The sequence below is a fragment of the Flammeovirga sp. OC4 genome (assembly GCF_000812565.1).
Lineage (GTDB): Bacteria > Bacteroidota > Bacteroidia > Cytophagales > Flammeovirgaceae > Flammeovirga.
The window spans coordinates 11026-26017 of record NZ_JTAM01000016.1; the positions used below are offsets into that span (position 1 = coordinate 11026).

At 35.8% G+C, this 14992-nt stretch carries 6 protein-coding genes; 2 read left to right on the forward strand and 4 right to left on the reverse strand.

What is annotated here, in order from left to right; genetic code table 11:
• The first annotated feature begins 58 nt into the window (after positions 1 to 58).
• Positions 59 to 3463 carry a caspase family protein gene (locus PL77_RS12370; RefSeq protein ID WP_082026515.1) on the forward strand — a complete coding sequence of 1135 codons (3405 nt, stop codon included), beginning with the start codon at positions 59 to 61 and terminating at the stop codon, positions 3461 to 3463.
• A 119-nt stretch (positions 3464 to 3582) separates the two neighbouring features.
• Positions 3583 to 5157: an alkyl hydroperoxide reductase subunit F gene (gene ahpF, locus PL77_RS12375; RefSeq protein WP_044205541.1), complete on the forward strand. Its 1575-nt coding sequence runs from the start codon at positions 3583 to 3585 to the stop codon at positions 5155 to 5157.
• A 495-nt stretch (positions 5158 to 5652) separates the two neighbouring features.
• On the opposite strand, the gene PL77_RS12380 is transcribed toward ahpF, so the two are convergent.
• The 4 genes from PL77_RS12380 to PL77_RS12395 form a co-directional block, all read right to left on the reverse strand.
• Positions 5653 to 9723 carry a two-component regulator propeller domain-containing protein gene (locus PL77_RS12380; protein ID WP_044205542.1) on the reverse strand — a complete coding sequence of 1357 codons (4071 nt, stop codon included), beginning with the start codon at positions 9721 to 9723 and terminating at the stop codon, positions 5653 to 5655.
• A 484-nt stretch (positions 9724 to 10207) separates the two neighbouring features.
• A complete protein-coding gene (locus PL77_RS12385) occupies positions 10208 to 11722 on the reverse strand; it encodes a caspase family protein (protein ID WP_044205544.1) in 1515 nt (504 codons plus the stop codon).
• Positions 11723 to 12121: 399 nt separating this feature from the next.
• Complete coding sequence (locus PL77_RS12390; RefSeq protein ID WP_156152344.1) at positions 12122 to 12697, reverse strand: hypothetical protein; 576 nt, start codon at positions 12695 to 12697, stop codon at positions 12122 to 12124.
• An 870-nt stretch (positions 12698 to 13567) separates the two neighbouring features.
• Positions 13568 to 14860, reverse strand: a complete 1293-nt coding sequence (locus PL77_RS12395) for a serine dehydratase subunit alpha family protein (protein WP_044205546.1) — start codon at positions 14858 to 14860, stop codon at positions 13568 to 13570.
• Positions 14861 to 14992: the final 132 nt, after the last annotated feature.

A 14992-nucleotide genomic window follows, 5' to 3' on the forward strand; every position in this document is an offset into this window, starting at 1 on the left:
CCCTTATCGGATTTATGAAAGAATATCAATAGATCCTCTTATTACATTTTACTATCCAATGATAAAACAACGACTCTTTCATTTTTTTACTTTCACTTTTTGCTACATCACTATACTCCCATTGTTTGCTCAACAATTAGAATTGGGTCTGCCAATGGGGCATAAATCGCCGATTACCTACACGACCTTTACGGACGATAGTCAATACATTATCTCTACGGCCTATGATGGTACGCTACTTTGGGAAACGTATACAGGGCGTTTTGTCAAAAAAATTGATGAGCAACAATATCGTTTTCAAGATTACCACTCTTCTTCTTTGGGTACTTTTGTAATGACCATCAATCAAAAAAATTACAAGATACATTTATGGGATCTTGAAAAAGGGAAATTACTGAAAGAGTTAAAAGGAAAGAAAGCACAGTTTTCTCCTAATGGAAAATGGATTGTCACTTATTCCTATTACTATGGGGTTACTCAAATCTGGGACACTGCCACCTTATCTAAAAAAGGTGAATTGAAAGGGTATTTTGTAGGTTTTGTAGATAACGAATCGATCATGATTCAAACCTCTCAATACCAAGTCAACGATATCAATTCTTTAGAAGTAAAATATCAGATTGAAGCTGCTACAGAACGTCAATCTTTTCTACTCTTAGAAGGTTCGGATTATTTTGTTGTAAAAACAGGAAAGTTTAATGTCGCTTTCCATCAGAAATCGGATGGGGCACTGCTACAGCACTATTCCTTTTCTGCTGAAATTGAAGACCTAGTCTTTGATGAAAACGACACCTATTGGGGTGTAAACTTTGAAAATGATAGTTCTAAAATTTTTAATCAGAAAAAGAAAATAAGTGAGCCCATCTCTTTTTTCCAGTCTGACATCCTCAGCTTTAGTCAAGATGAAAAAGGGGAAACCACCTCCCTACATTTAAATAATGATACTGTAGTTGCGTTCCGCTTAAGTGATCAAAAAGAATTGTATCAGGTAGGTGGGTTTTATCATGGTGTATGTGGCTACCAAATCAGTCCTGATTATCGCTTTTTGTGCATTGTAGATTGTGCCTCCACTAATGATTATGTGGCTGAAATTGGCTCTAACAATGGTTTTCTCTTATTTAATGCTCAAAACGGTCAGTATATCAATGCCTTTTTTTCGAGTGTAGATAGATTGATGTCTTGTTCTGTCAGCCCCAATAAAAAATACCTCTCCAATATTACACACTCCTACTCCTCTACCCTTTTTGACTTAAGTAATGGACTACTAAAGCAGGTCTTAGGGACAGAATATGCTTTCGGTTCTCAGTTTTCTTCGGATGGGAAATACCTGTCTACGTATTCCGACCAAAGAGCCATTGATACAGGAAGTGATTTAGGCTCCGAAATATTGAATCAAGATTCTCAATGGATATGGGATACTGAAACAGGAAAATTGATGTACATTCAAGAAAGGCAGTATAAGCGCAATTATCATCAAACGGCATTTGATTTGGTAGAAGTAGACTATAAAGACCGAAAAATAGTCCACCTCAATCAAGAAGATGAAAATGGTTGGATGACTTCTTATATGGACCTTATTGGGCATACTGATACAGTCTATTTTAAGGCATTAAGTGAAGATCAAAAAGTGGTACTTACGGCCTCAAAGGATCAAACCATAAGAGTATGGGATGCAAAAACGGGAGCAACAATGGGGAGTATTTCAGACGTTGTTTCTGAAGTAAAACATGCTCAGTTTTTGAAAGAAAATACCCAACTCCTTTTTGTGTTTGACAATGAACAACAGCTGTTATGGGATATTTCGAAACAGAAGGAAGTGCTCTCGCTGAAATGGCCCGCATTACCAGAAAAAAAGGGAGAAATCATCAATGCTCATTACAAAGTAGTCAATGATCTCGATAAGGATATATTGAACGTTTATGACGTATCTACCAATCAATTACTTTATCAGCTAACTGAACATAAAGACTATATTTCTTCTATTCAGTTTATTCCAGACACCCATTATATGGTTTCTTCTTCTTTTGATGGAAGTACTATTTTTTGGGATCTCAAAACTGGCCTACCTTTGATCAAACAATTTACTTTCAACCAAAAGTACCCGATATGGCTGCTTCCCAATGGCTATTATTTAGCCACAAAAGCCTCTGCCCAAAAACTCTATTATAAGAAAGGGTTACAGACAGTGGGTTTTGAACAGTTGGATGTGAAGTACAACCGACCGGATAAAGTATTGGCAGTGCTAAATCAGATTTCGGGTAGTGTAGACACCACTATGATTAAGGCTTATCAAAAAGCATGGGAAAAACGGATCAAAAAACTAGAGATTGATACCAGCAGTTTTGATACTGGTTTTTCCATTCCTGAGTGTGCTATTGAAAACCGAAATGCTATTGCTTACGAACAAACGCAAGGTAAATTAAAATTACATATTAAGGCTTTAGATAGCCTCTACCTCTTGGATCGTTATAATATTTGGGTCAATGAAGTGCCTGTTTTTGGTGAAAAAGGTATTTCCATCAAAAAGAAACAAACGAATACTTTAGAGAAAAAAATCAATATTTCCCTTTCAAAAGGCATTAATAAAATAGAAGTCTCTGTTTTTAATAATAATGGAATCGAAAGTTACCGTTTTCCGCTAAAAGTCAACTATACGCCTTCCAAGCTCAAAGAAGAGAAATTGTTTTTTGTGGGAATTGGCGTTGATCAATATCTTCAAGAAGGGCATGATCTCCAATATTCGGTGAAAGATATCAGAGATCTCACCCATCAATTGAAAGTGAAATATGGAGATCGTATTGTCATTGATACTCTATTTGATGAAAATGTAACTACCAAAAATATACGTCAGCTCAAAGCCCGTTTACAAAACACATCTGTAGATGATAAAGTAGTCATCAGCTTTTCAGGGCATGGTTTACTCTCTGAAGATCTGGATTATTATTTGGCCACTTATAATGTGAATTTTGATCAGCCCCAAGAAAATGGTTTACCCTACGAAGACTTGGAGTACTTGTTGGATGGTATTCCTTCCCGCAAAAAACTTTTATTAATTGATGCCTGTCATAGTGGTGAAGTGGACAAAGAGGAAGTGGCATCGATCAGTCGTATCCAAAATGAGAAAGAAGGGCTCAAAGGGTTGATCCTTGTGGAAAATAAAACAACGAAAATCGGACTCAAAAACAGCTTCGAATTGATGAAAGAACTTTTCAATAGTATCGACCGTTCGACAGGAACCACAGTCATTTCAGCGGCAGCGGGTACTCAGTTTGCTCAAGAGAGGGGAGACCTTAGAAATGGTGTGTTTACCTATTGTATTCTTCAGCAAATGATGGAAAAGGAAAGCATCACCGTTTCTGAATTAAGAGAAGCGGTCAGTCAGCAAGTCAAAGACATTACGAATGGCTTACAACAGCCTACGAGTCGCAATGAAACACTAGAGAATAACTGGAAGGTTTGGTAAGATAAGATTTATTTATACCATCATAGGAACAATCAATTTTACTTATCCTAAAAGTCGTCTTAAATTTGTTCCATCAACAATGATAAAAAGGACATAAAAATATAAAAACCGAATAATCCATGTTAGAACAAGCATTAAAAAACCAAGTAGTAGGACTTTTCAATAATCTAAACAACAAATATACTTTCAATGTAGAAGTGGCAGCAGATCACTCTAGCAAACAATCACTTTTAGATTTATTGGAAGATGTAGCTTCTTGTTCAGATAAAGTTTCCTTAGACGTAAAAGAAGGTGAAGGACTTTCTTTTACAATCAGTAAAAATGGTGAAACAGCAAATAATATCATTTTTAGAGCTGTACCTACAGGGCATGAGTTCACTACATTATTAATGGCTGTTTTGAATATGGAAGGTATTGGTAAAAACTTACCGGACGAAGCAATTACTGCAAAAATCAAAGGCATCAACGAAAAAGTAGTAGTGAAAAGCTACATTTCATTGACTTGTACCAACTGCCCTGAGGTAGTGCAAGCCTTAAACGTAATGGCCATTTACAATCCTAATATTGAGCACCATATTGTTGATGGTGGTATCAATAAAGAAGAAGTGGAAAGCCTAGGTATTCAAGCGGTTCCAACGGTATTGGCCAACGGTGAGCAATTACATGTAGGTAGAGCTTCATTGGGTGAGCTATTAGGTAAAATCGAAGGTATTGCGGGCACTAGCTTTGATGCTTCTGCTGCAGTAGAAAAAGAATATGATGTTATTGTAGTCGGTGGTGGTCCTGCAGGTGTTTCTTCAGCGGTTTACTCTGCTCGTAAAGGGTTTAAAGTAGCAGTGATTGCTGGTGTGATCGGTGGTCAGGTGAAAGAAACTGTAGGGATTGAGAACATGATCTCTATTACAAAAACAACAGGTGCTGAGTTGACAGCCAACTTGTACAGTCATTTGAAAGATTACCCTATCGATATCTTGGAAAACCGTATGGTAGAAGAGGTGGAAGTAGTAGACGGTTACAAGAAAATCACTACTTCTATGGGTGAGAAATTCGTAGCTCCTGCTTTAATCGTGGCAACAGGTGCAAGCTGGAGAAAATTAGGTGTTCCTGGTGAAACAGAATACATCGGTTCTGGTGTGGCTTTCTGTACACACTGTGATGCTCCTTACTTCAAAGGTAAAAAAGTAGTTGTTGTTGGTGGTGGTAACTCTGGCTTGGAGGCTGCTGTTGACTTGTCTGCAATCGCTTCTGAAGTGACTGTCTTAGAATACACGGACACACTAAAAGGAGATCAAGTATTACAGGATAAAGTAAACAATCTTCCTAATGTATCAGTTGTAACTAATGCAGAAACACTAAGCGTAGATGGTGACGGAAGCAAAGTAACAGCTATCCAATACAGCGATAGAGAAACGGGCAATGTACAATCGATCACTACTGATGGTGTATTCGTACAAATTGGTCTAAAAGCCAACAGTGATGCATTCAAGGATATTGTAAAAACGAACCGTATGGGTGAAATCGAGATTGATGCTCATAACCGTACTTCTGTTGCAGGTATTTACGCTGCGGGTGATGTTTCTATCGTTCCTTACAAGCAAATTGTCATTGCAATGGGCGAAGGTTCAAAAGCTGCACTTTCTGCATTCGAAGACAAAATCAAGAATAAATTAACGGAGGCTCCTGCTGAAGTTTAAAAATATATAGTCGCTAACTCTCTCTACTTTCCAAAATGCTGTAAACACATACAGTGTTTTGACAAACTTAACAAGGCTAGTCTGTGAATTCAGGCTGGCCTTTTGTCATTAAAAAACTAAAAATACATTGCAAACTAAATCATCGTCAACTTTCAATAGAACTTCTCTACAAGCATTTATAGGATATACTTTCAACCTTCCTTCTTCTTCATTTTTCCATTGATGAAAAACGAAGCAAAAAATCTAGGCTTTGAAGTCAAAAGCTAAATTCCATTCCTTGAGCCTAAATGATTTTAAACTCGCTAAAGCTCAAACAGCAAAATCATTTTTAACGGCTCAATACATGAAATTCTTAACGCTTTTCCCTTCAAGGCCGAGGAAAGAAGAACCAAATGAATTGGGTAGAAAGTACACTGGCTCGAATATTAAATGATAGCGACATTCGCATCCTATAGATCAACAGAAACCTTCTGATTTCTAAATATCATCAAGTCCTTAACTCTTTATGGGTTTTCTATACTGTGTTGGTGTCTGACCGAATTGTTTCTTAAATGATTTTCTAAAATACTGAGGGTCGTTAAATCCTACCTCGTACGCAATTTCAGAAATATTAAGCTCACTTGTTTTGAGTAGCTCCAATGCCTTTTGAAGACGAATATTTCGGACAAATTCAACAGGTGGCATTCCCGTTTCTGCTTTCATTTTTCTATAGAATTGAATATTACTCATATCCATTTCTTTCGCTAATTCGGGCACTGAAAATTCCGCCTCGGAAATATTACGCTCTATGATTTTTCTTGCTTGATCCTCAAAGGAAACTTCTGTAACCTGTTTTTTCTTTTTCTTCGTTTTTTGCTCTCCTTTGTCAATATCCAAAATATTGGATCTCATTTTTAACAGCTGATTTACCCTTACTTCCATGTGTTTTGGAGAGAAAGGTTTCGCAATAAAGGAATCTGACCCTGCTTCCAACGCCTTAATACGTTCTTGGGTATCAGGATTGGAAGAAAGAAGAATCAGTGGTGTATGTTTCGTTTTTTCTCCAGATTTAATCTTTTCGGCTAAATGAAGACCACTCATCCCTTCCAAATAAATCTCAGCAATCACCAATGAAGGGTAGTATTTCAATACTTTCTCATAAGCATCCAAACCATTTTCAGCATACATAATCTTGTAGTCTTTTTCTAAGATGCTCGCTATGTACTCTCTGACCTCTTCTGACTTCTCAACGATCAAAATCAGCTCCTCTTTCTCTACCTTTGCTTTCGTATCCTCTACAGAAGGTTTACTATCAAACTGAAGCTTTTCTGTATTCGAATACAACAATTTTGGAACAAGTTCTGAAGACTCATTTTCTTTATCTTCCATCGAAAAGAAATCATCATCTGAAGGTATAATTAAAGTAAATTTTGAACCTAATGAAGGCTCACTTTCTACATAAATCATCCCCTTCATCGCCTCAATGATCGACTTTGCAAACGCCAAACCAATGCCTGACCCTACATCATTATTGGTTTTCACCTGATAGAATCGGTCAAAAATAATCTCCAAATCCTCCTTGTTGATCCCTATACCAGAATCTTTTACTTCAATGGATAAATAATTTCGTGAATACTTTTGAGGTAAATTCCCTTTATAATTCACAAACTTTGGTTGTATTTCTCCAAACTCAACGGTAGAAACAGTAACCCAAACACCTCCATTGGCAACGTTGTATTTGAATGCATTCGATAGAATATTGTACAACACCGCTTCCAACATCACTTTATCTATGTAAACAGCTTCTTGGAGTTCAGGAAGGAAATTGATTGTATAGTTGACTTTTTTCTTCTTTGCCACATGTTTAAATGCATCCGTTGCATCTTTGATGATAGCATCTGTGGTTTCCTTTTTGACATTTAAACGCATCTGACCGTGTTGGCTTTTAGTCAAGAACATTAATTGATCTGTAAGCCTCAAAAGTCTCTGCGCATTTCGATAAGCAATGCCCAAAGGTTCTTGCATTTCAGTGGATACGGTACTGTTTTTTGCAATTTGCTCAATGGGGCCTAATACCAAAGTTAAAGGAGTTCTTAATTCGTGCGATAGATTGGTAAAGAAATTCACTTTTCTCTCGTACTCAATTTTTTCATCACGCATTTTGAGGTGCTCATATTTCTCCTCATTGGCCAAATGTACTTTTCTTCTCCACCAAACCATTACATAAGCCATAATTCCTACAAGTGCCAAAGCATAGATGATATAGGCGGCTAATGACCTGTACCATATCGGAATAATATTGATCTCTAATGTTTTCACTTCTTCTCCCCACTCTCCATCAACGTTGGCTGCTTTTACCTTCAATGTATAACTTCCAGGCATTATACCGTTGTAAGAGATGATATGCTTATCTCCAGTAGTCTCAATCCAATCCTTATCCAAGTTTTCCATCTTATAACGGAATACTTTTTTATCTCCCTTAGTATAATTCAAAGTGGATAGATAAAAGGAAAATGTATTCTGATCGTGGTTCAAATTGATCTCATCGATATTTTGAATCACATCTTTCAATACAACTTTAGAATCTACCTTTTCATTGGGATGCACTTCTTTTCCATTCAGATAAAACTTTGCAATGACAGGTTTCACTTGATATGGGTTATCTTTGAAAGCAGGTATTTGAAGCAGATCAACCCCTTTTTCTCCACCAAACAACACATTTCCTTTAGAAGTCAGTTTCCTCGATTTATTATAAAATCGTTCATTTAATAAACCATCTTCTGTAGTATAGGTAAAATATTTATCAGCTTTCCACTCAAAAGTATTATTGATGGTTGTACCCCATATTTTATTATCAGGAGTCTTTAAAATACTACTGATTGTCGCTTTCAATAACTTATGGGGAATTCCCTTCTGAGAAAAATGTTTTCTATCTTTTATAAATTCAAAAAGACCATTTTCAGTCGCCACCAATAATGTCTGATTGTCCTTTTCCACAATATCTGAGACCAATGAAGTATTCATCGTTGGGGTTTGGACATTGAATTGTTCAATCTTAGTGATCGTAAAATTCTTGTCATAAACCACTTTCCACAAACCTTGTCCTCTACTTCCTAACCAGATTTCAGTTTTACTGACTGGATAGATTTTAATAATTGGCACATTTAACAACACACGACCTTTCCCCTTGGTCATAGACACAAACCGGTCTGAGGATGGATTATAATACGCCAAACCTGCATCCCAAAAGCCTGCCCAAAGGCTACCATCATATTCACTTTTAGTCACCGACATCACATAAGGGTTCGTAATTTTGTCTCTGACTTTATATATTTCTTCAATAGCCGCCGTTGCAGCATTTAATCGATAAACACCTTTTCCTGCTGTACTAACCCACGTATTATTGGCTTCACTGACTATTCCTGTAATTTGTTCAAAACGATATTCGTGTTGTACATAATTTCCAGAACCATCACTATTATGGGAACCTTCGTAATATAATTTACCGTTGATTGTACCTAACCATACTTTACCTTTATACTCTTCAACCGCCACAACTGGATCAATTGCCTTCGGTAAAAGGTGACGAATTGGTTTCTTATAAAGGTCCAATGTGTAAGCCCCAAAGTGAGTTCCTACCCAAAGTACACCCGCTCGATCTTCAAAAATGGCAGAGAAACCACTCTTTCCTGTATACTCCTGATTTAATTCAATTTCCTTTGTTTTCAGGTCAATAGCATACACATTATTGGCCGTCATAAACCAAAGTTTTCCATCTTTGGAAGGAGAGGGTTGGAGGTAAGACTTATTATTATTGATCAACGCTTTGACCACTTTTCCTTTTAATTGCTTCTGCTCAAATGCTACTGTAAAAACCCCTTGTGTATTGGAACACCAAATTTCATTTTGATCAGTCTGATAGATACTATACACCCCATGAAAGGCATCTCCGGTCAATAGAGCAACCTCTTCTGTCTTCACATTAAAACAGCCTAACCCTTGCATGGTCCCAAACCAAACATATCCATTCGGATCAAAGTGTACTGAGATCACTAAATCTTGAAACAATTGACGGTCAAAAAGGTCTCCTAGTTCTCTTTGTGTATAAGACTTAAATATTTTTTCATTCCAATTATAAAAAGCAAGTCCATTGCCCTGCGTACCTATCCATACATTACCGTTTTCATCTTCAGAAAAAGAAGTAATTCTTTGAATATTCAAGGTTCTTGCTGATTCAGATTTTTGAGTAAGATGCTCAAAAGAGTCTGTCTTTTTATCAAAAATAAAAATGCCATTATTGTCTGTACCAATCCAGATCTGACCATTGGAATGTTCCATGATCGCCGATATCTTTTTATCTAATAACGGTTGATAATCCCTTTCTCCAAATACTGTGATTTCATACCCGTCGTATTTATATAATCCATCCCAAGAGGCAAACCATATATATCCTTCTTTATCTTGTATAATACCCGTTACTGCACCTGAAAAATTAGGCAACTTAATAGGGTTAGCACCTACAAGGGTAGTAATACAAAAGAATAATAATAAGAGGACAACAGATATTTTATTAAAAAAATAGGTCATAAAGATTTAATTCATTTCAGCAGGTCGTAGATTTCTTCAATCTAAAAATGCAAAATACAAAAAAAAGGCGAATGGAATTTATTAATTGTCGAGTATGAAAGATTAAGATTCGACAATGATAAACATCAATTTATTACTAGAAGTTACTCACTATCCTAATGATTCCACGTGGAACCTTTTCTATTTTATCGATAATTACGGTTAAGTTGGTATTTCAATCTTCAACTCTTAACTATACTAAAACTCCTTACATATTACGGAGTTTTGGTATAGTTGTAATATAAAGGTCCAAATGATGGAGTTTTGGTATAACAGCAATGAATCATAAAGGCAATCTCTAAATCAAAGTACCTCACTTAACCGTTATTCTTTCGTTTTCATTCCTATATTACCCTTTAAATACCAAAACTCCTTAATTTAGACTTAAGTGTCAAATTAAGGAGTTTTGGTATATATGGAGATTTGGTATTTAAAACCTTACTGATTAATCAATAGTTAATAACAAATCTGTTGCTCTTTGAAGACCTGAATCACTAGCCTTTTCTAAATCAGTTCTATAGCCTTCTAAAGATCTATCTAACTCGTATGTATCCAAGTTTTCATATTTCAATTTCCCTAACTCATACAAGCAGAATGGGTCATTTTCTTTGGCCCCTTGTTTAAAGAAAGTGTAAGCTTTGTTTTTATCACCTTTTCTCAAAGCATATTTACCTCCAAAATAGAAGCTTTTTAAGCTATGTTGTCCCATTGCTCTGCGGAATAAAGTATAAATTTCTTCGTCGTCTGCAAAATTTCTAATACCCAAAGCTTGAATTGTAGCAAGTTGCCATAAGTGAGTATTAATACCTTCTTGTTGTTCTTTTTGGAAGGCTGTAACCACTTGTTTAGCATAGTAATCTCTCTCTGAGTCTGTCATTTCAATTTGGTCGTGCTGATTTTCCATTAACAGCTTCCAAAACATCCCCTCTATATTTTCATCGATTACTGCCGCGTCATCAAAAATTCCTGCAATTGTTGCTAACTCTTTCGACTTTCTAACAAATGGCTCTTCTAACTTGTACTTCGACAAGTTCATTTGATAAGTCATGTATTGGTCAATAGCTCTTTCCATCAGAGTTGAAGTTGAAGTACCTTCTGACTTTGATTTAAATACAAATTCGGTATTACCTACAGATTCAGAAAATGAACCTAAAATAGGATGAGAAGGAAGTGTTTTCAAATCATACTTCAACGTCTCTGCAGTGACAATACTGTCTGCTTTATGTTCTTTTAAAGAATGAATCAAAGCCCCGGCAAATGGAGAGTGTTCTCCTTTTCTACCATCTGCTACCGCTGTCAATCGTCCAGAACTCAATACATATCTATTTTTTTCTTCTAATTGAAAACGTAAAAAGTCCTCTGCTGTAATGCTGTATTGATTATTGTAAGCTCCTCTTCCTTTGTTGATTTTATCATTAAAAGAACCACCAAAACAAACATCGACTACTACTAATGCTTGTTGTGAAGGTAAGTTTTCTGTCAACGACTTTAATCTATGAAATGGAAGGTATGAAATAAGACTTGGGTCCATTCCTCTTGATTTCGTATTCTTTAGAATCAAGAAACCCTCTTCATAATATTTGTCTTCGTAATCACCATGACCTGCCAAGTATAACAAGAAGCGGTCATTCTTACGTAGTTTACTATGATAGCCTCTCACTGCGTCTAGTAGCTCTTCTTTCGTAGGAGAGAGTAATAGTTCTACATGAAAGTCATAATCGTTTTTAAGCACCTCTGCTACCCCTTTACCGTCAAAAATAGGGTTATTAAGATCCTCGAAGTTATCGTATTCATCCGTAGCCACAATCAATGCGTAAGCTTCTGACTGTACAGGAAGTTTTTTTTGTGTACTCGCACTTGTTTTCAATCCACCTCTGTATTGTCCTTGTGCAAAGGTTGTTGTTGTTATAGAAAGCAAGCTAATGAAACCGATGAATAAAGTCCGTTTTAAAGTATTCATAAAAACTGAGTTTTACAGATTTAATTATTAAGTGAAGAACCGATAAAAAAGTTTGGTCTAAAAGTGTCAAGTTAATAGTTACAATTCGTTGTCAACGAACATTGAGGTAATTTTCAATTTACTAGAAACGTAACAGTCGCTGATGCAAAAATAAAAATATATTAAGTACTAGAAAAAAGTAAGTGGATAATTTTTAAATCAGTAAATAAAGGGATCATAATCACATCATGACCTCTAAGTAGTATGAAAACAGCATTTACCTTATCACCTTGCTTTTGTCTATAGTACTCGCACCAGTTCTTTTTTATCCCGACAAAAAAAATACCACACTAACCAAAGTGTGGTATTATCATAGTAGAATCGTTGTAGCTGATTGATAATAGCGGTTTAATGCTTTTTCTAATCTATTTGTTCAATCTTCACTTGTTCAAATAGATTTTGATGAGCTGAGGTCATTTTTATAAAATGTACACCTTCATTCAACTCAATTGTATCTCCATCTTTTGTATATACTTGATGTTCTTCATTTCCTAAAGCATCGAGTATACTTACATTGATTTTTCCATCATTCGTCTTGAAAGATACCTTTGTTCCATCCACCGTATACTTCAAAAACGGAGGAACTTTCTTGACTTTATAAATTAATACTTTTTCATACGTCTGCTTAGTACCTTCCATATCTTCCCGTTTTAGTCTGAAATAAGTAGTGACTTTAGGTTGTTCTAACGCAAAACTGTATTGTCTTTCTATATCTGAATAGCGTTCACCTTCCTGATAATTTACCATGATCCAATTCTTTCCATCAATAGATGACTCAATCATGAACGCTTTGTTATCAACTTCCCTAGAAGTGGTCCATTGTATGATCTCTTTCTCCAAGATAAAACTTGTGATCTCAGTCGATGTATCAAATGGAGTTGAAACCATAGCTTGATAAATGAATAGTAGGAAGAGTAGGCTAAATATCATTTTCATTTTCTCAGGACTAAAGGTAATGTCAGTTTTGTTAACGTTGTAACTCTATTCTTGTCTCAGTCTATTCTAGTTTGTTAACGAAATAGGCAATATATTTTCCATTTACGGAGTTTTGGTATATTTCATAATTTGCGGTTAAGTTGGTATTTAAAGTAATACAGTGTAAACCAACAGCTCCAATACAATTGATTTCACTTAAAAAAACTCTTGAATGTATTTCTTGCACTTAGAGATCGTCAATAAAGGATAGGAATAGAGTTTAACTTTATATCATTTTTTTTAAATACCTACTTAACCGTAAAAGAGTAAATCGTTGTTTTTATTTTAGCAGAAGATGTATCAAGAATTACAGCAAAATGAAATATACCAACTTAACCGTATTTTATAAATTTCACATCAGTTCTACTCTTTTTCAAGAAAAAAGCAGTACAGATAATTTCTACCGTACTGCCATTTCATTCTATTCATATCTCATTTTGCAATGATGTGTAGAGTGTACATGTTTTTGTATTATTGTTCGTGAGAACGTTTTAGTAAAACAGCATTACATCTTAGAAGATGATTACAAAACACTATGCTATTAGTCTATAATCAGACAATCATTTAGTAGTAACTCCTTCGGCCTTGAAGGGAAAAGCGTTAAGAATTTCATGGATTGAGTCGTTAAAAATGATTTTGCTGTTTGAGCGCAGCGAGTTTAAAATCATTTAGGCTCAAGGAATGGAATTTAGCTTTTAACTTCAAAGCCTTGACTTTTTTGCTTCGTTTTTGTGTTAAGACAAAAATGAAGAAGAAAGCTGCTTGAAAGTCGATCCTATAAATGCTAGTAGGAAGTTGAGGAATACTACGTTTACAATACACAACATTTTCTTATTTGGTCATGATATCCAAAATCGTTTTATCCGTTCCTTTCATTCCTTGTTGGGCTAATGTTCCTACATTTTGGATTGTCTCTTCACAACACGTATCCACAATACCATCATTGCTCGTAAATACATTTCCAATTTGGGAAAGCATTGCTCCATCGAAAGCGGCATAAATTCCTGAAGCTATTTTAGAAGCACATGAAGCATTGGCCCCATCACAAATTACGCCCGAAACATTTCCAAGTGTATTTATTATCCCATTTTGAATCTGTTCTACACTTCCTCCATCTAAATATACCAAAGCTCCGCTTACGGCAGCCGAAGCGGTCATCACTCCACAATAAGCCGATAATCTACCCACATTGGTTTTAATATGTACTGTTGAAAGATGTGAGACCATCAACGCCCTGTACATTTCTTCTTTGGTTTTATTCTGATCAATACAATAACGGATAATTGGAAGAGAAGCTGTCATTCCTTGATTTCCACTACCACTAGTTGTCATGACTGGCAGAGCACATCCTCCCATTCTGGCATCACTTCCTGCTGCTGCATAACTTGCAGATCTATTTCTTTGGTCATCTCCGTAAATACCATTTTTGATATTTTCTTGTATACATGCTCCTATATTGACACCGTATTTTTGAGTCAATCCTTCTTCTGCAATTCTCGAATTAAACTGATATACTTTTTCGAATAGGGGAGCGACTAATTCTATGTCAATTTGATTTGCCATTTCAACAATTTTCTGAATGGTCAAAACACTTCGATCTGTCAAAGAAGAATTAAAATCTGTATCGTTACAAGGCTGATCAATCAGAACTTCCTTGTTCTTTGTTACTTTGGTAATGTTAGTATGCGTATGTTTGATTTCTACACTTGCCGTTTCATTTCCTGCTTGTACTTCAATCATCACATACAAGGTGATATTATTTGGAACTACCTCCAATGTCACATTACCTGTTGCTATCAGTTCACGAACTCCCAACATATCTTGGGCTGACACATTACTGATCACTAACAAATCCTTTGAAGCATCTCCAGCCAATGCTCCCATGGCAGCCGCTACTTCTATACCTGCCATACCGCCACTATTCGGTACGATCACACTTTTCGCGTTTTTCAATATGTTTCCAGAAACATAAACTCTAATTGTTTCAGGCTTATGCTTTAATATCTCTACGGCTTTCGCTGCCGCAAATGCAATTGCAATTGGTTCAGTACAACCCTCTGCGGGTACAATTTCTTCTTGAAGAATAGTATAAATCTGTTGTTGTTCTTTCTCTGATATGTTCATTATCTTGTTTATATATGGAGCGTTTTAAGGAGTTTTTCATCAAAAGGGTAAAATAAAAAGAGGATCCCTATTCTGAATGTTTTTAGTCAAATTCATTTACATTCCGAAATAGTTATCCTCTTCTTTATTTTT